The sequence below is a fragment of the Flavobacterium johnsoniae genome (assembly GCF_001879205.1).
Taxonomy (GTDB): Bacteria; Bacteroidota; Bacteroidia; order Flavobacteriales; family Flavobacteriaceae; genus Flavobacterium; species Flavobacterium johnsoniae_A.
Genome location: NZ_MLFK01000008.1, coordinates 193,233 through 210,541, shown reverse-complemented (window position 1 = coordinate 210,541; position 17,309 = coordinate 193,233). Strand labels below are relative to the sequence as shown.

The following is a 17,309-nucleotide window of genomic DNA, read 5'->3' as shown; positions in this document are numbered from 1 at the left end:
TCACAATTCACTAAACAACTATTCAATCTTATAAACCCCAGCGTCCAATTTATAGCTGGCATTAATAATATTGCAAACCAGAGCCAGAACCTGATCTGCAGACAGGTCCTTGAAATAGCCGTTAATTTTTAATGTGTTTAGATTCTTGTTTTTGATTTCGACTGCCACATTGTAATTTCGGTTAATGGTCGCTGCAACTTCCGGAAGCGGCGTATCTTCAAAAACAATAATATTTTTCCGCCACAGCGAAATAGAATTCACCGGAATATCCTTAAATGCCTGAAGTTTGTTGTTTTTAGATTTAAAAATGACTTTCTGTCCCGGCGTTACATACACATTTTCTTCGGTTACAGTTGATTTTACATTTACCCTTCCGGTTAAAACCGAAACTTCCTGCGTGGTTTGATCCGGATAAGCCTGAACATTAAAACTGGTTCCGAGAACTTTCGTATCCATTTTATCGGTATGAATTATAAAAGGATGTTTTTTGTCTTTGGCTACATCAAAAAAAGCTTCTCCGGTTAAATAAACTTCGCGTGTATCGCCTTTAAAATCTTTGGGATATTTTAAAAGACTTCCGGCATTTAGCCATATCTGTGTTCCGTCACTTAAAGTTATCTTCGAACGTTCTCCCAGTTTTGTTGCATATTGTACATTCTCTACAACTGCTCCCGAATGGTGAAAAAACACGGATAAGCCGATTAGGAAAAACAAAGAAGCTGCAACAGCCCAGCTTTTATAGGAGAGAGAAATGACTTTATTCGTTTTCTTTATTTGTCTTAATTCTTTTTTGAGTTTAGAACGATCTGATTGAACCATTTCCATATCGAAAACTTCCTCTGTACGATCGTACCATTTGTTCCACATTTCTTGTCCTTTTGGAGAATACTTCCCTTCTAAAAAATGTTTGATTTCTTGTTTTAATTTGTCAGGCATTATAATTTCTTTATGTCTTTAATAGTATGTCTTGGAAATGGAAATTTCAGGTAGGCGCGCCAGGTTACGCTTTTGTTAAGAAAAAAAACAATAGTAACCTGATGAATAAATTGGTTGTCAATTAAATTCTCCTAAATAAGTCCGCATAAATTTTAGCGCGTACGTAATATGATACTTCACTGTTTCGATGGAAACATTTAGTTCGTCAGCAATTTCTTTATTGGAGTAGTGTTTAATGCGGCTAAGAATAAAAACTTCTTTCGCTTTTTTGGGAAGTAAAGCGGCGGCTTTGTCAACCGCATCCTGAAGTTCTTCGTAAAAAATAGAATCTTCTGTAGTATTGGCAGCGTTGTAAACAATCATATTTCTATCCAAAACTTCTTGAATATATTGATCTGTTACAGCATGCGATTTGATATAATCTAAGGTTTTATAACGCACCGAAGTGTAGATATAAGCCATAAAACTCTTTTGTATCTGAATAGTTTTACGTCGTTCCCAGATTGTGGTAAAAACTTCCTGAACAATCTCTTCCGAAATTGAAACCGATTTCATCCGCATGTAAACAAACCGAACAAGCAGGTCTCTATATCGAAAGTACAACTCATCAAAAGCCTTGTCTCGGCCTTGCTTCAATAATTCAACAAGTTCTTCGTCAGTATAACCTTTATACATAATGCTTCTTTTTTGAATTATTTTTTTGAAAGAAGGTTTGAGCCGAAAAACGGGTTTGGAGTATTTTCTTACGAGCTGTTCTAAATTTAAAAAATGACATATACTACAGTAGTTTGTTTTATAATATGTCTCCAAAATTAGAACGGAGGGTAGGTCTATAAGGTTACGTTTACATTAATAAAAGGGGTAGATTATAAAACATTGTATTAACATTTCATAAAAAACTAAGTTTTCAAATAACAGTATCTTGATTTTGTTTGATGAGTGGAAAAGAAGTTAATCAGAAGAAGGCTTCAGTATGACACTTATGAAGTTAAAGAATAGTAAAATGAAGGATAAAAAAAAAAGCTTCTCAATTGAGAAGCTTTTTTTTTAGTTTACAAATATTCGGTATGGAAATACATTCGATGATCTGTTTTTAAGCTGTTTCATAAAACTGTCGCATAGATAGTCCCATTCTGTTTCCGATAAATAATCTTTTTCTACGGGGTTTACCTGTAAATAAATATCGACTGTCCGGCTGAAACCAGCTTTTACGGAAATTTCTTTTCGTGTGCCTTTTTCGATTCTAATATCTGTTACACAACTTTTGAAATGATTAAAACCAAATGCTTTTATATCGGCAAAAGTTACAATTCGGCCGCGAGTCAGCAAAGCATTACGATACGCCAGAATTCTGTCTTTGTTATTCTGTTTGTTCATTCCGCCAACAGTATTGGTAATCAAAACTGCCTCTTTACTAACAAACAGCATATCATCTTTAGTTTCTAAAACTGTTCCTGCTTTAATATCATTTCCTTCTTCGGCACAGGTTGACCAATAATGTATGGCAAAAGATTTTCCAATAGATTCATCAATCTTTGGTTTAATCATTAAGTAAGGATCATTATTTTTAGAAAAACTACTTTCCCTCGCCTGTTGTTCTACAGAAGCTAACAGCTGATTAATTTCTACCAACGAACTATTCATAAAGTCCTTACCTAAACCTGCAAAAGAGGAACTTTCGTCTTTTAACAAATCTAATACGTTTTGAAGTAATTCTGATGCACTTCTGGAATCAAATCTGGAAACTCCTCCTGTTCGCAATACGGCATTTCCCTCTTCAATAACACCATCTTTAAATTCTTTTATTTCATAGTGATTATTGAATCCATCAATGACTGTATCAACATCCAGATAGATATTATTATCTGTTTCTAATGCGATATACGACAAAAAATTACCCAGCGTTTTATTTATAATATGTTTCTTTTTGTTGATTACCGGAAAACAATTTGCCGTAAAAGAAACATTGTCTAATATTTGAGGAATTAATGATTCCGGAAAAACCATTTTCACCCAAATAATAGGATTATCATTTCTGTCTGTTATAGCTTTAAAACATTTGTATTCTTCACTGTATTCATTAATAGGTTTGTGCTTTAATGATCCTTTCAGCGTATAAAAATTATCGAAATAAAATTCATTTACCTCCTGCATTATCTCGCTCAAATGCGTGTAATTACGATTAATAATATTGTCTATGTCAATATTATTAACAGGCACATTATACCCTTCTTCAACAGTAATTTCTACATCATCCTGAAAACATTTCATTTGCTTTAAATAGTAATGAAACATTTCTTTCTGATGCGTATTTTTAATATCAATGTAAAGCATTAAATCCTCAAGCTCTAATGCCTTTGGATTCTTTAATTCAATTCCCATAAACACTATACCTGAAGGCAGGGAATGTTTATAATCCCGAACAGCGTCTTTATAAAAAAGATTCGAAATTTCGAATAAATTTCTCTCATAAGCCACATACTTTATCTCCGCAGAAGACAATTTTACTTCTAATGTAGGCGAAAGCGCAATCTCTTTTGTTATTGGTGCTAAAGGGTTGTAGATATTATGAATTCTTCGACTTGCGAGCATTTGATTCTGCAGTGAAACTTTCATATTATTATCTATGGGCAAAGCATGCAAAATGGCTCTTGCCGGCTTTACTCCTGCTGTAACTTCCGGAAACATGATTTCCAAAACCCTTTCTACTACACGGGTTTTTGAGTCTTCAAGCTCATGAGCTACTTTTTCTAATTCGTAAGACAATGCGTTAAGCATCATTGATACCACAGGATCAAATGATGTTTCCATCTCATGGAGCGCCTCCCGGCTATGTAGGATATGAAGAAGGCGGCTTATTGGTGAACAAAATCAGGCAAAAACCGTACTCTATAGTTTTATTTGATGAAATTGAAAAAGCACATCCATCCGTTTTTGATGTTTTTCTGCAAATCATGGACGAAGGAAAACTACACGATCGTTTAGGAAAAGAAGGTGATTTCTCAAATGCTATTATCCTTTTTACCTCAAATATTGGTGCTGATCATATTGTCAATACTTTTAACAATGGAGAAATTCCAACATCAGGTTCTTTAATGGAAATTATGGGTAATTATTTCAGACCTGAATTTTTAGGACGTTTAACCGAAATTGTGCCATTCGCTCCTATCAGCAAAGAAAATGCATTGAAAATATTCGAAATCCATCTTAAAAAAGAATTTATGGATTTATTGAAAAATATCAATATTAAAGTTGAAATTCCGATGGACGCAAAACTGTATCTCGCTGAAAATGGATACAATGCCAAATACGGTGCAAGGCCAATAAAAAGCATTATCAGAAGTCATTTAAGAAGACCTTTGGCAAAAAAAATAATCTCGGGAGAAGTAAAAGACGGGGATACTATTTCTGTAAGCATTGAAAACAATGAAGTGAAATGGATAAAGGAAGAATTTACTATTGTAAATTAATACTTAAAAAGTACAAAAAAAACGCTGATCGGCGTTTTTTTTGTATCCGCGCATTTCATAAAAATTCCTTCTCTTACTCGCTGTTTCTAACAATGTAAAACAGTATCTCTTCTTCTAATTCCTTAGACAGGTTTTCACACTCTAACTGATGGCGAAAATTTTTCTCAAATTTTTTCCTGTAAATTTCAGCATTGGCAACACTATTACAATAATCATCGCAGATGTTTTTAAACCGGTCATCGATTAAATACATCTTTCTCATTGATTCAAAATATTCTGCAAATTTAACATTGTATAGTTCGTCAGGTAGGGACATAGTTTTGGAGTTTAAGTAAAAATCATCTTTTGTTTGCTGCATTTTTTAGTCTATTACTATCAGATAAACAGAAATTACTTTTTGATATAAATTTTTAACAATCGAATTGAAAAAGACTTTGCCTTTTTAAGTCTTTATTAGTGCAAATAATTTTAATTCTTTAAAAAGACAAACCCTTTTCTTTTTTTTCTCTAAAAATCATTTAAACAATTATATTTCAAAACATTATCAAAGTTATTACCACCTGCTTGTTTTATATCATTGTTAGGTCGTAAATTAGGTTTCATATTATAATATGAAACAAAGTTTGTCTCGATTCTATTTTTGAAAACATTGTTTCCCAGGTTATTTGTATCACAAAATAATTATGCATTAAAGGCAATAAATGCTATAAATACCTGTTTTTATTAACAAGAGTTAATGTGTTTATCTGACAGCACATTTGAATGATATATAAATTGTAAAATATGAAAAGAATACTGTTTCTAATTATAATTGGCGCTTCCTTACACGTACATTCTCAAGAAGAAGTGAAAGGCAAATACCAGCCAATCCAGTCTAAAAATCCAGAAAATAAAGAAGTCATACCGCCGGCAGAAGCTTCACCAAACTCAGAACCGCCTGCTTTGGCAAAAGATCCTATTGTACTGCAAATTAATCCCGAAGAACTTTTTAAGAATAATATTTTATATAAAAAAGAAGCTAATGTAGAAGGGATTTTTTACAGACGTAATGAATATCTAGGAGGTTTTATAACCAAATCAGCTTTTTCTACAGTTCGTTACAGAGATGCTGCTTTTGTAGACGGTGATAAAATCAGGGTCTATTTAAATGATAAAGTGATCGAGCCGGAAGTTCTTCTAGATGGAGAATTTAAAGGGTTTAAGATTAATTTGGTAAAAGGTATTAATAAAATTGATTTTGAAGCCCTGAATGAAGGTTCTGCTTCGCCAAATACAGCCGAATTTCAGGTTTTTGATGATAAAGGAGCCGTTATTGAATCAAGCCAATGGAATGTTGGAACCGGTTATAAAGCCGTTATCATATTGTATAAAGAATAAAGCTAAGTTTTCCATAATGATTTTATAGCAATGCTGTAAAATCTAAAGCCTTAAAACAACTGATTCTCAATTAGTTTTTTTAAGGCTTTTTTTATTTTAAATATTTTTTATTGAAACACTGTTGCATTTACAAATAAGAATTTTATATTTGCAACTCTGTCGCATTAACCAAATGCCATGTCATCTGAATGAAAAAGAAATTAAAATTTATTAATCTTCTCTTACCGCTTATCGTATTGTTCGCAATATTATTTCCGGTAATACATTCGTATGAACATATTCACAATCATAATGCTGTTCCTAAAAAAACAGAACTGCATCATACTGCTAAAACCGAATTTAAAATCCATAAGCATTCTAATGAAGAATGCGCTATCTGTCATTTTAAATTCAGCCCTGTTACCACTTTTACTTTTGAACCTTTTGAATTCTATAAAAGCAGTTTTATAAATTCGTTTACTGCTTTTTATTCTAAAAGTTATTCTAATTACTTTAAAGGTTCCCTGTTTGCGCTCCGCGCTCCTCCCACAATCTAAGAATCGTCATTCCTGAACGGAATGTTATGCTTTTGCTTTTTTTCAAGTTTAAATCTAGAACATTATCTTATATATTTATTTTCAACAAATAGAAATATAGTCCTGAACCAGAAATTTAGGGACGGAATTATATGTGAAAAGAAAACTCTAATACATAGTTTTCTGTTTGTTTAAATAAGTGAAAAACCTTTTAAGAGTTTTGCAGCTATGTTTCTATGTGCTAAAAAAATCAACGGTTTTAGATTTATACTTCCAGTGAAATCTGGACAAAATCCATAACATTCCTAAACTTATTCCGGTAAAAAGCGTGCAATCCACTTGTGTTCTGTACTTTGTTTTACTGCTTTAATGGCGTTTTCTTCATTCAAAAATATGCTTTCGTAACATAACACTGCTGGTTATGTGTTGCAATTTCACTTAGTGCATTTTGTACTGAGAAGGTATCACTATGCCTTATCTGAAATTCCAAACGAAGCTCCCCTGCCTTGTAATCCCAAAATACTAAATATGAAAAAAGTCAAAATTATTACCGCTCTCTTTTTAAGTTCACTCGCCTTTACCGCTTGCAGCAGTGATGATAATGAAGTGGATAAGGAATATCCAGTAATTGATATTTCGGCTTCAAATGCATTTCCTGTACAATGCAGTCAAATGACGCGCGGACAGAAAATTACATTTCGTGCTCAATTTAACGACAATGCTGCTTTAGGATCGTATAGTCTTGATATTCATCACAATTTCGATCATCATACGCATAGTACCGAAGTATCAGACTGCGAAACGGCTCCAATTAAAAAGCCTGTAAATCCTTTTCTGTACATCAATTCCGTTACCATTCCTTCAGGTTTAAAAACCTACGAAGCCGTTCAGGAAATTACAATTCCACAGGATATTGAACCGGGTGATTATCATTTTATGATTCGTTTGACTGATAAAGAAGGCTGGCAGAGTATAAAAGGCTTAAGTATTAAAATTTTATAAACTGTTTAATGATTGAAAATAAATCAAATAGATTCTTGATTTACCTGTTGTTCTGCCTTGCTTTCTTTTCAAAAGTTCAGTCTCAGAATAACACCCCCAAAGCAAAAGAACTGGAAGAAGTTGTGATTAAAGATCAGTCCGGAAAACGTCTTAAAAAAGAGGAATCCCTAAATATTGAAGCCGTAAACAGTGGTTTCATTCAGCGGAATCTCGGCGGAAGCCTGATGCAGTCGTTACAGCGAATTCCGGGTGTTAAAACTATTTCTATTGGGTCAGGCGGTTCTAAACCCTTAATTCGCGGGCTCAGTTTTAATCAGGTTATTGTGGTCGAAAACGGCATAAAACACGAAGGACAGCAATGGGGCGCAGACCACGGTTTGGAAATCGATCAATATGCAGTTAATCGCGTTGAAATCATAAAAGGACCATCCTCCTTTATTTATGGTTCCGATGCTATTGGCGGTGCAGTAAATATCAGCCCCTTGCCTTTTCCTAAAAAAAACACTTTGGGCGGCGCTGTTGATTTTACGGCTAAAAGCAATAATGAACAATTTGGAGGCTCATTGAATCTTTTTGGAAGGAATCAAAACTGGTTCTTCGATACCCGAATTACTTCACAAGATTATGGCGATTATCGTGTTCCTGCCGATATGGTTCAGGTTTACAATTATGCGGTGCCTTTATACAAAAATCATTTGCGCAATACAGCAGGACGTGAACTTGATTTGCATTTAAGCACCGGATATGCAGGAGAGAACTTTAAATCTGTTTTCTATTTCAGTTCTGTTCATACGAAAAGCGGTTTTTTTGCGAACGCACACGGATTAGAACCACGAAATGTAGACCTTGAACTTCACGATAAATCAAGCCGTGATATTTTGATGCCTTTTCAGGAGGTTACGCATACTAAAATCAGTAATACGACTTCGTTTGAAGTTGGAAATCATGCGCTGCAGACACAATTGGGTTTTCAGAATAATTTCCGCCGCGAATGGAGCCATTATGTAAATCACGGTTACATGCCTCCACTTTATCCCGCTGATATGTATGCGCCTCATGATCTGGAAAGACAATATGATAAAGATGTCTTTTCAGCCTCGGTTAAAGATGAATTTTCGGCTGGAAAACATCAATTTACCATTGGCTTAAATGGTGAACAGCAGCAAAACGAAATCAACGGCTGGAGCTTTTTAATTCCTGCTTTTAATCAGCTGAATGCCGGATTATTTGCTTATGATAAAATGCCCCTAAATGATTTCTGGATGCTTCACGGAGCTCTTCGAATGGATTATGGACAAATCAAAATAGAACAGTACAACGATTGGTTTGAAAGCGAGATTACGCAAAACGGCCAGACTAACCGTGAATATTTAAAGCGTTCTGAAGATTTAACCAAAACGTTTAAAAGCTTTACGTGGTCAGCCGGAGTAAATTACAATCCGGGAAAAGTTTTGTTTAAAGCCAATGCCGGAACGAGTTTTAGAATGCCAATTGCAAAAGAATTAGCTTCAAACGGAGTAAATTATCATTATTTCCGATTTGAAAAAGGGAATCAAAATCTAAATGCCGAGCGTTCGTATCAATTAGATCTCGGAATCGACTGGCAGGAAAACAGATGGTCGCTGCAGTTGAATCCGTTTTTTAACTATTTCCCCAATTTCATCTATTTAAACCCAACATCTCAGCATGATATTTACTATGGCGCAGGAAATCAGGTTTTTGAATATCAGCAGAGTAAAGTTATGCGTTATGGCGGTGAACTGCAGGCAAAGTATCAATTTCTAAAAAATTTGAGCGGTGAAATTTTAGCCGAATACCTTTATTCAGAACAATTATCCGGCAGTAAAAAAGGGTATACGCTTCCCTTCTCTCCTCCCGCCTCAGTTTTATTCGGTATTAATTATAATCCGGAAATCAAGAATTTAAGAGATACGTATTTTTCAATCGATTATCGTTTTACGGCACAACAAAACCAGATTGTGCCGCCAGAAAAGAAAACGGCAGACAGTCAGGTTTTCAATCTCGCATTCGGAACAAAATTACAAGCCGGAAAACAGGATTTTGCGGTATCGCTTCAAGTTCAGAATGTATTCAACACGCGATATCTAAATCATACCAGTTTTTACAGGCTGATTGAACTTCCGGAAGCAGGCAGAAACATTATCCTTTCTGTAAAAGTTCCCTTTTTAATCCATCAATAAAAAATGTACAACCCAATTTTAAATACCCAAAACTTATGAAAAAAGTAAAATCGATTCTTCTATTTTTAATGACGGCTTCTGCATTCGTCGCCTGTAATAATGATGACGATAATGAAGTGTTAAAACCAACTGCTGCCAATATCGAAATAGGAACGGCAAATAACAAACAAGCTTTAGTCGGTCGTGACTTTCATTTTAATGCTGATGTTACTGCCGCGGATAAAATTAAAAACGTAGAATTAAAAATACTTCCTAAAACCGGCGAAAAATATACCAAAGACTGGAAACTGGAACTTACTTGGCCGCAATATATTGGGGTAAAAAACACCAATGTGCACAAACATTTTACGATTCCTGCCGATGCTCCCGAAGGAAAATTTGATTTCTTATTTATCGTAACGGACGAAAACGGATCGACACTGGAGATCAAAGAAGTCCTTACGATTACAGATCCTGCCAATATGCCTGTTGATCCTGTTGTAGGCCGAGATATGCTGTCGCGAAATGAGGATCTTATTTATTATATGGAGACCTGGGTAGAGCCTCAGTTAGTTTTCAAAAAAAATGATAAACTAACGGCTCATGCGCAAATCAGCCAGATTATGGGCAACGGAATCTTATATTCTGTTTTAATTAAAAAAAGCTTCAATTATCACCCGGAAAGTATTGACAATCTTGACTTTAAAAAAGTAATTATTATTTCAAAAGTTGAACATAAAGATCTTCCGGCTGCTTCAAAAATTACAACACTTCAAAAAATAAACGATGTATACGGCGGAGAAAGCATTGTCATTGGCGCGGATAAAGACAATGAAGGAAATGCTATAACGGCTGAAAAAGCATGGGAATCCGGTCAATACAACTGGGTAGTATTGTATAAAAATACGTCTTACAACATGAGCACATACAAATCAATGCCCATCACTATCAACTTTTAGTTCAAAAAAATCATAAAAATTAACCCTAAATACACTTACAATGAAAAAAACTTATTTCAAACTGATTTTCTTATTCGCTTTGTCTCTTTTTGCAATTTCCTGCAGCAATGACGACGACACTCCTGCTCCTGCTCCTGCTCCTGCTCCTGATGAAGCAGTAACGGAATTCAAATATTTAAGAATTTTGCTTTCGGATGAAAAAACGACGCAGCTTACACTTGTAAATCCGGTAGATGCTACTGCAGCATTTTTTAACGCCAAATTTGCAAAATCTTCTCTTTACACAACAGAATCAGGGCGATATGCCGGAATTGTCCACAGGGCAGATAATACGGTCGAAACTTTTGACAGCGGATTTGAAGGCCATGGCGATCATGTGGATGTTGACGGATTACCAAAATTTGGTGCCTTAACTGGCCAGTCGCCGCTTCCAACTCACTTTAAAAGTAAAATTGGAGAAATCCTGACTTTTAATGACGGCGACGGAACTTTATCTGTTGCAAAAGAAACAGAGGTTAATACAGCTGGAGCTAAATTTAAAATTATCAATGCAGGACTTTTGGCGCATCATGGCGCAATGGCTGCTTTCTCGAACGGAACGTATGCTATTACGGTAAAAGATAATTCGGTTGCAGGAACACTTCCCGAAAAAGTAAAAATTATAGACAATACAGGTAAAACTTTATTCGATCCAGCCCTTACTACAAAAGGGATTCACGGAAATGCTTCTGACGGAACTTATGCTGTTTTTGGCTCTGCAAGTGGTGTTTTGGTTGTAGAAAGCAGTGGAAAACAAAAACTAATTGCTTTTCCTGAGGATTTTGGAACGGCTTGGTTCGGAACGATTTTAGAAACAGATTACAGCGGTAAATTTGTGGGATACACGGCCGCAAAAGGCGCATATTTGATTGATGTGGTAAACGGAACCATAAAACCAATCATTGAAAATACAAAAATTATGCAGTGCAAAGTAAGCTATGATCATAAAAAGCTAGGCGTTTTATTGCATTCGGGTGAGTTTAAATTATTTAACCTAAACAGCCTCCAAGTTGAAAAAGAATCTAAAATTATTGGAGAAACAGCAGCTGATGCACCATTGAAACCACAAATACAATTAACAGCCAATTTTGCGTATATCACTTCGCCATCAACAGGAGAATTACTGCAATATAGCTTTGAAAAGACGGCAATTGTAAACAAAATTAAAGTTTCGACTACGCCGTATATGATTACAATTCTGGGGTTTGAGAATAGCAAAAGTCATTAAATACAGATACTTAAGCTATTGGAAAAGCGTGCCTTAAAGCACGCTTTTTTTAGTGATAAATTACTCTGGAAATAAAAAAAATTAAAAAATAGTTGCATATATGACCAATCGGTCATATATTTGCAGTGTAAAATTCAGCTATCATGGCAAAAGGTGAAGAAACCAGACAATTTATTATAGAAAAAGCCGCTCCTATTTTTAATACAAAAGGAATTGCCGCTACTTCTATGAGCGATATTATGGAAGCTACCAAATTGTCTAAAGGCAGTATGTATGTTCATTTTGAAAATAAAGAAGTACTCGCCTGTGCTGCTGTTGATCATAACGTAAAGGTATTATCAATTAAACTTCAGGCTGCTTTAAGCAGATGCAAAAGTGCAAAAGAAGCTTTATTTACTTACATTGATTTTTTTAGCAATCCTACTCACCCACCCGTTACAGGCGGTTGTCCTTTATTGAATTTTGGGACAGAAGCAGATGACACGAATCCAACCGTAAAAGAAAAAGTAAACAACGCTATTAAACAAAGCCAGCAGTTATTAGCCGGTATTATAGAAAACGGAATTTCAAATAAAGAATTTAAAGCAGACTTGAACGCTGCTGAATTTGCAATCGCAATGTTTGCCATGCTCGAAGGCGGTCATTTAATGTCAAGAATGTCCGGAAACAATGATAAAATGCAGGTCGTGGCCAAAACGCTTAAAAATTTAATAGAGGAAAACAGCTTCTAATTTTTTTTATCAAAAAAAAGACCGATCAGTCACTTTTGTTTTAAATAAAATTCCAACACAAACAATAAACCACAAACAATAAACAACAAACAATAAACAACAAACAACAAAACATAAACAACACATTAATTAACAACAAATAAAAAACACAATGTCAAAAACAATTTTAATTACAGGAGCATCAAAAGGTTTTGGAAAAGCCTGGGCAGAAGCATTTTTAGCAAAAGGATACAAAGTTGCGGCTACGGCCCGTAACGTGGAAACTTTAAACGATTTAAAAGAAAAATACGGCGAATCCGTTTTGGCTTTAAAGCTGGATGTAGACAATCGCGAAGAATCACTATCAGTGGTGCAAAAAGTAAAACAGCATTTTGGAACAATCGATATTTTGATTAACAATGCAGGCTATGCCCTAACCGGAGCCGTAGAAGAAGCAACTCAGGAAGAAGCAAGAGCACAATTTGAAACTAATTTCTTCGGTACTTTATGGCTTACACAAGCAGTTTTACCCATTATGAGAGAGCAAAAAAGCGGACATATTATTCAGGTTTCTTCTATTTTAGGACTGGCTGCTCTGCCAACTATGGGACTTTATAATGCTTCAAAATTTGCTATCGAAGGTTTAAGCGAAACTTTAGCCACAGAAGTAAAACAATTTGGAATCAATGTTACGCTTGTAGAGCCAAATGGTTATGCATCAAATATTTGGCATACCGGAATAAGCAGCGAAAGCAATCCTGTTTATGATGGTCTTAAAAAAGCATTTTCAGAATCAGAAAATGATTTCGGAATTGTTGAAGCAACTTCACCAGCAATTCTTAAACTGGTTGAAAGTGAAAATCCTCCATTACGCTTGTTATTAGGAAGAGTGGCTCTTCCGTTCGTAAAACAAAACTACGAACAAAAATTAGCAACCTGGGAAAAATGGAATGACGTTTCTGTAGCAGCGCACGGATAATCAAATAACATTTTAAACAAAAAGGCAATCTTGTTAAGATTGCCTTTTTGTTTTCTATAAACCCTGAATTAAGATTTAAGAGAATCCATATCAATTACAAAACGATATCTTACGTCGCTTTTCAGCATTCTTTCGTATGCTTCATTGATTTCCTGCATTTTAATAATTTCAATTTCCGAAACAATATTATGTTCACCACAAAAATCAAGCATTTCTTGTGTCTCGGCAATACCGCCAATTACAGAACCTGCTACAGATTTTCTTCCCATAATCATGGGCACGGTATTCAAAATTGGCTCCAAACCTCCTAAATACCCCACTAAAACTAAAGTTCCATTGATATTTAAGGTAGCCACATAAGGATTTACATCATGCACATAAGGAACCGTATCGATAATAAGATCGTATTTACCGCTTACTGATTTCATCTGCTGGTCATCTGTAGAAATAATTACAGAATCTGCTCCCAACTCGATTGCATCTTGTATTTTGTCCGGAGTTCTTGAAAACAATGTAACTTCTGCTCCTAAACCTTTTGCCAGTTTAATTGCCATGTGCCCTAATCCGCCTAAACCAACTACAGCAACCTTACTTCCTTTTCCTACTTTCCAGTGTCTTAATGGTGACCAGGTTGTAATTCCTGCACAAAGTAAAGGGGCAACCGCTGCTAAATTTAAGTTTGCAGGCACTTTTAGAACAAAATGCTCGTCTACAACTACTTTTTCAGAATAACCACCAAACGTGTGTCCGCCAATATGTTTATCCTTTCCGTTGTAAGTTCCTGTAAATCCGTTTAAACAGTATTGTTCTAAATCTTGTTTACAACTGTCGCAAGTATGACAAGAATCAACCAGGCAGCCTACTCCAGCCAGATCTCCTACTTTTAGTTTTGTAACTTCATTACCTACTTTTGTAACTCTCCCTACAATTTCATGCCCTGGAACTGCAGGATACAAACTTCCTCCCCAGTCGTTTCTGGCCGTATGCAAATCAGAATGACATACACCACAGTATAGAATTTCGATCTCAACGTCTTTTGGCAAAACTTCTCTGCGTGCAATTGTCATTTCTTCCAGCAATGCGTCTGCTGCTTTTGTACCAAATGCTTTTGTGCTACTTGTATTCATATTTTTTTAGATTTTAAGTTGTAAAATTAAAACAGCTTCTTGCCTTAAAATAACAGAAAAGAAACATTTACTTATGAAATTCAAACAATTTTAAAATATAATAAGACGGGGCAGAAAACGACAGAAATTAAAATTAAAAGCAAAAAACAGTAAAAATAAAAGGAAGGTTAAGTACCTGCAATTACCTCATTTATTCAATTTTATCTTTTGTCTTCTATCAAATTTAATAACTTTATCCTAAATAATAAGAACTTATTATTTTTAAAAACAAATCAATACCAAAAATGGACATTTCAACTATTCTGGATCACATCTTTCTATTGCCTGAACAGTCAAAAAAAGATTTATTACTGACAATCAACTCAGTAACCTATCCAAAAGGACATATTATATTAAAAGCGGGCAAGGTTGAATCGAGCATTTACTTTATTAAAAAAGGAATTGTAAGGGCTTACATTGATGAAGATGACAGCGATGTAACTTTTTGGTTTGGTAAAGAAGGAGAAACCATTATCTCCATGAAAAGCTATGTTGAAAATCAAAATGGTTATGAAAATATCGAACTTTTGGAAGACTGTGAACTCTATGAATTAAAAACAGCCAATTTGCAGCAATTGTTTAATTCTGATATTCATATTGCCAACTGGGGCCGGAAATTTGCCGAAAGAGAACTCATTAAAACAGAAGAACGATTAATTTCTAAACTCTTTAAAAACGCATCTGAACGTTATTTAGATCTTATCACAAATCATCCTGAACTGATTAAAAGAATACAATTGGGACATATTGCCTCTTATCTCGGCATTACACAAGTCAGCCTAAGCAGAATTCGCGCTGAATTAAAATAAATATTTTTTATCATTTGTTAAATTTTTTCTGAATGCAGAGAAGGAACTTTGCTCCATAAAATTTTAACTATATGAACTGGATTATTTTAATTATTGCAGGACTTTTTGAAGTAGCCTTTGCAACTTGTCTTGGAAAAGCAAAAGAAACTACAGGCATGGAAATGTATTATTGGTATATCGGCTTTTTTATCTCGATAACTGTCAGTATGCTATTACTGATAAAAGCTGCCGAAACACTTCCGCTAGGAACCGCGTATGCTATTTGGACTGGAATTGGTGCTGTTGGAACAGTACTTATGGGAATATTTTTGTTTAAAGAACCTGCTGCTTTTTGGCGCATATTTTTTCTTACTACTCTGGTTGCTTCTATTGTGGGACTTAAAGCAGTATCACATTAATATATTTTAACCTAAAGCTTTGAAAGCGAAATACTTTAATCCATTTTCAGGAAAGTATTTCGCTTTTTTATTTTAAAAAAAAACAGACTAATGCATTTTATGCATCACATGATAAAAAATAAGCATTTTATATCATTATTTCCAGTTTTATATTTGCCAGAAAAAGCAGCAAACCAGGTAAAATATGACTTTAAGCTATACTATTAAATCATTTGATGAATTAACCAATATCGAATTGTACGCCATGCTTCGTTTAAGAAGTGAAATTTTTGTGGTAGAACAAAATTGTCCTTATCTCGATCTCGATAATAAAGACCAAAAGAGTTTTCATCTTCTATATTACGTAAATAATGAATTTGCAGGAAGCACGCGTTTAGTTCCGGCAGGTTTATCTTTTAAGGAAATTTCTATAGGAAGAGTGGTAATCTCTAACTCTCACCGCGGATTAGGGTTAGGAAAAAAACTTATGGAAGCCTCAATTGAAGGCTGTTACGAAAAATTCGGAAATGGTCCTATTCGTATTGGCGCGCAATATCATTTATCCAGGTTTTATCAATCTCTTGGATTTGTTGAGAAGGGAGAAGTGTATGATGAAGACGGAATTCCGCATATCGAAATGTTACGGGTCTAATAGGTTTAAGAAACAATGAGTTTTAAAACGTTAGCCAGAACGGGGTTATGATCTTCGGTTCTCCAATTAAGATAAAGATCTGTTTTTAGCGGAAGCTTAATAAATCGGATGCCTGAAATTTCATGAAAAACGTATGAATCCGGTAATATGGCAATACCGAGTCCTTTTCGGACCAACGCAATAATCGCCGATCCAAATTCAGAATGAAGATAAACTTCGGGTGCGCTTTCAAAAGAGTTAAATAATCCTTGTACCAAATCGCTGTAACTGCTTCCTTCGTCTGTAGTAGGCAGTATAAATTTTTGATTAGCAAGAGATTCTTTTGTAAGGTCTTCCAGTTTTCGATACGGATGATTCTCAGGAACTACGATCGATAAATTATCGGTATAGATTTTTTCTGATTTTATATCGCGCGCATGATTAATGTCACGGGTAATAGCCAGATCGATTTTATAATTGAGAAGAAAATCCTGCTGGTTTTCATACAATACCTGAACCAGTTTTATTTTTAATTTGGGAAAAGCATCCGATATTCGGGATAAAATATCCGGCATGATGGAAGCAGAAATAGAATCAGGATGAGAAATCGTAATCGTACCGCTTTCGCCTAAATGAATCTGTCGGGCCGATTGATGAATGTACTCTAGTTTACTGAGTTCTACTTCCCATTTTTCCTGAAGAAATCGACCGGCATCCGTAAGTTTGACATTGCGTTTATTACGTTCAAACAACTTGACACCCAGCTGGTTTTCAAGGGACTGAATCTGGCGGCTGAGAGCTGATTGTGTAATATTCATTTTTCCGGCAGTATTCCAGAAATGAAGTTCGCGGGCAAGAGCCAAAAAATATTTAATCTGCTGTAAATCCATTGATGCAATTTACGCATTTAATACAAATAAAAAATAGGTTT

At 34.9% G+C, this 17,309-nt stretch carries 17 protein-coding genes and 1 pseudogene; 12 read left to right on the top strand and 6 right to left on the bottom strand.

Annotated features, from left to right (window positions below; genetic code table 11):
• Positions 1-18: 18 nt before the first annotated feature.
• From BKM63_RS15855 to BKM63_RS15845, 3 genes are all read right to left on the bottom strand, one after another.
• A complete protein-coding gene (locus BKM63_RS15855; RefSeq protein ID WP_071637554.1) occupies positions 19-936 on the bottom strand; it encodes a FecR family protein in 918 nt (305 codons plus the stop codon).
• A gap of 117 nt (positions 937-1,053) precedes the next feature.
• Entirely contained in the window at positions 1,054-1,611 is a 558-nt protein-coding gene (locus tag BKM63_RS15850) for an RNA polymerase sigma-70 factor (protein WP_071637553.1), read from the bottom strand.
• Positions 1,612-1,983: 372 nt separating this feature from the next.
• Positions 1,984-3,747, bottom strand: coding sequence for a type VI secretion system baseplate subunit TssF (locus BKM63_RS15845; RefSeq protein WP_242661159.1), 1,764 nt, complete (start codon positions 3,745-3,747; stop codon positions 1,984-1,986).
• Positions 3,748-3,749: 2 nt separating this feature from the next.
• Here BKM63_RS15845 and BKM63_RS15840 point away from each other — a divergent pair.
• Positions 3,750-4,406, top strand: a pseudogene (locus BKM63_RS15840) (AAA family ATPase); the annotation flags it as partial.
• Between the two features lie 73 nt (positions 4,407-4,479).
• Here BKM63_RS15840 and BKM63_RS15835 read toward each other — a convergent pair.
• A complete protein-coding gene (locus BKM63_RS15835) occupies positions 4,480-4,764 on the bottom strand; it encodes a hypothetical protein (protein ID WP_083572251.1) in 285 nt (94 codons plus the stop codon).
• Between the two features lie 425 nt (positions 4,765-5,189).
• Between BKM63_RS15835 and BKM63_RS15830 the strand changes: the two genes are divergently transcribed.
• The 8 genes from BKM63_RS15830 to BKM63_RS15795 all read left to right on the top strand — a co-directional run bounded on the left by BKM63_RS15830 (position 5,190) and on the right by BKM63_RS15795 (position 13,395).
• Positions 5,190-5,783 (top strand): hypothetical protein, encoded by a 594-nt coding sequence (locus BKM63_RS15830; RefSeq protein WP_071637551.1) that lies wholly within the window; start codon positions 5,190-5,192, stop codon positions 5,781-5,783.
• Between the two features lie 188 nt (positions 5,784-5,971).
• Positions 5,972-6,319, top strand: coding sequence for a hypothetical protein (locus BKM63_RS15825; protein WP_071637550.1), 348 nt, complete (start codon positions 5,972-5,974; stop codon positions 6,317-6,319).
• Positions 6,320-6,826: 507 nt separating this feature from the next.
• Positions 6,827-7,300, top strand: a complete 474-nt coding sequence (locus BKM63_RS15820; RefSeq protein WP_071637549.1) for a DUF4625 domain-containing protein — start codon at positions 6,827-6,829, stop codon at positions 7,298-7,300.
• An 8-nt stretch (positions 7,301-7,308) separates the two neighbouring features.
• Positions 7,309-9,501, top strand: coding sequence for a TonB-dependent receptor (locus BKM63_RS15815; RefSeq protein WP_071637548.1), 2,193 nt, complete (start codon positions 7,309-7,311; stop codon positions 9,499-9,501).
• A 35-nt stretch (positions 9,502-9,536) separates the two neighbouring features.
• Complete coding sequence (locus tag BKM63_RS15810; protein WP_071637547.1) at positions 9,537-10,439, top strand: DUF4625 domain-containing protein; 903 nt, start codon at positions 9,537-9,539, stop codon at positions 10,437-10,439.
• A gap of 40 nt (positions 10,440-10,479) precedes the next feature.
• Positions 10,480-11,706, top strand: coding sequence for a hypothetical protein (locus BKM63_RS15805; RefSeq protein ID WP_071637546.1), 1,227 nt, complete (start codon positions 10,480-10,482; stop codon positions 11,704-11,706).
• Between the two features lie 143 nt (positions 11,707-11,849).
• Positions 11,850-12,437 carry a TetR/AcrR family transcriptional regulator gene (locus tag BKM63_RS15800; protein ID WP_071637545.1) on the top strand — a complete coding sequence of 196 codons (588 nt, stop codon included), beginning with the start codon at positions 11,850-11,852 and terminating at the stop codon, positions 12,435-12,437.
• 151 nt (positions 12,438-12,588) lie between these two features.
• On the top strand, positions 12,589-13,395 hold the full coding sequence (locus BKM63_RS15795; RefSeq protein WP_071637544.1) for an SDR family NAD(P)-dependent oxidoreductase: 807 nt from the start codon (positions 12,589-12,591) through the stop codon (positions 13,393-13,395).
• A 68-nt stretch (positions 13,396-13,463) separates the two neighbouring features.
• On the opposite strand, the gene BKM63_RS15790 is transcribed toward BKM63_RS15795, so the two are convergent.
• A complete protein-coding gene (locus BKM63_RS15790) occupies positions 13,464-14,522 on the bottom strand; it encodes an NAD(P)-dependent alcohol dehydrogenase (protein WP_071637543.1) in 1,059 nt (352 codons plus the stop codon).
• 284 nt (positions 14,523-14,806) lie between these two features.
• On the opposite strand from BKM63_RS15790, the gene BKM63_RS15785 reads away from it, so the two are divergent.
• The 3 genes from BKM63_RS15785 to BKM63_RS15775 all read left to right on the top strand — a co-directional run bounded on the left by BKM63_RS15785 (position 14,807) and on the right by BKM63_RS15775 (position 16,399).
• The gene (locus BKM63_RS15785; protein WP_071637542.1) at positions 14,807-15,370 is read left to right on the top strand and encodes a Crp/Fnr family transcriptional regulator; all 564 of its coding nucleotides are present in this window, start codon (positions 14,807-14,809) and stop codon (positions 15,368-15,370) included.
• A gap of 71 nt (positions 15,371-15,441) precedes the next feature.
• Positions 15,442-15,768, top strand: coding sequence for a DMT family transporter (locus tag BKM63_RS15780; RefSeq protein ID WP_071637541.1), 327 nt, complete (start codon positions 15,442-15,444; stop codon positions 15,766-15,768).
• A gap of 184 nt (positions 15,769-15,952) precedes the next feature.
• Positions 15,953-16,399, top strand: coding sequence for a GNAT family N-acetyltransferase (locus tag BKM63_RS15775; protein WP_071637540.1), 447 nt, complete (start codon positions 15,953-15,955; stop codon positions 16,397-16,399).
• A gap of 5 nt (positions 16,400-16,404) precedes the next feature.
• Here BKM63_RS15775 and BKM63_RS15770 read toward each other — a convergent pair whose 3' ends face one another.
• Positions 16,405-17,268 (bottom strand): LysR family transcriptional regulator, encoded by an 864-nt coding sequence (locus BKM63_RS15770; RefSeq protein WP_071637539.1) that lies wholly within the window; start codon positions 17,266-17,268, stop codon positions 16,405-16,407.
• Positions 17,269-17,309: the final 41 nt, after the last annotated feature.

What these genes read in the sequence shown, in the direction of transcription:
- BKM63_RS15855 (WP_071637554.1), bottom strand. Translation starts at nt 936, where the DNA reads ATGCCTGACAAATTAAAACAAGAAATCAAACATTTTTTAGAAGGGAAG.
- BKM63_RS15850 (WP_071637553.1), bottom strand. Translation starts at nt 1,611, where the DNA reads ATGTATAAAGGTTATACTGACGAAGAACTTGTTGAATTATTGAAGCAA.
- BKM63_RS15845 (WP_242661159.1), bottom strand. Translation starts at nt 3,747, where the DNA reads ATGGAAACATCATTTGATCCTGTGGTATCAATGATGCTTAACGCATTG.
- BKM63_RS15835 (WP_083572251.1), bottom strand. Translation starts at nt 4,764, where the DNA reads ATGCAGCAAACAAAAGATGATTTTTACTTAAACTCCAAAACTATGTCC.
- BKM63_RS15830 (WP_071637551.1), top strand. Translation starts at nt 5,190, where the DNA reads ATGAAAAGAATACTGTTTCTAATTATAATTGGCGCTTCCTTACACGTA.
- BKM63_RS15825 (WP_071637550.1), top strand. Translation starts at nt 5,972, where the DNA reads ATGAAAAAGAAATTAAAATTTATTAATCTTCTCTTACCGCTTATCGTA.
- BKM63_RS15820 (WP_071637549.1), top strand. Translation starts at nt 6,827, where the DNA reads ATGAAAAAAGTCAAAATTATTACCGCTCTCTTTTTAAGTTCACTCGCC.
- BKM63_RS15815 (WP_071637548.1), top strand. Translation starts at nt 7,309, where the DNA reads ATGATTGAAAATAAATCAAATAGATTCTTGATTTACCTGTTGTTCTGC.
- BKM63_RS15810 (WP_071637547.1), top strand. Translation starts at nt 9,537, where the DNA reads ATGAAAAAAGTAAAATCGATTCTTCTATTTTTAATGACGGCTTCTGCA.
- BKM63_RS15805 (WP_071637546.1), top strand. Translation starts at nt 10,480, where the DNA reads ATGAAAAAAACTTATTTCAAACTGATTTTCTTATTCGCTTTGTCTCTT.
- BKM63_RS15800 (WP_071637545.1), top strand. Translation starts at nt 11,850, where the DNA reads ATGGCAAAAGGTGAAGAAACCAGACAATTTATTATAGAAAAAGCCGCT.
- BKM63_RS15795 (WP_071637544.1), top strand. Translation starts at nt 12,589, where the DNA reads ATGTCAAAAACAATTTTAATTACAGGAGCATCAAAAGGTTTTGGAAAA.
- BKM63_RS15790 (WP_071637543.1), bottom strand. Translation starts at nt 14,522, where the DNA reads ATGAATACAAGTAGCACAAAAGCATTTGGTACAAAAGCAGCAGACGCA.
- BKM63_RS15785 (WP_071637542.1), top strand. Translation starts at nt 14,807, where the DNA reads ATGGACATTTCAACTATTCTGGATCACATCTTTCTATTGCCTGAACAG.
- BKM63_RS15780 (WP_071637541.1), top strand. Translation starts at nt 15,442, where the DNA reads ATGAACTGGATTATTTTAATTATTGCAGGACTTTTTGAAGTAGCCTTT.
- BKM63_RS15775 (WP_071637540.1), top strand. Translation starts at nt 15,953, where the DNA reads ATGACTTTAAGCTATACTATTAAATCATTTGATGAATTAACCAATATC.
- BKM63_RS15770 (WP_071637539.1), bottom strand. Translation starts at nt 17,268, where the DNA reads ATGGATTTACAGCAGATTAAATATTTTTTGGCTCTTGCCCGCGAACTT.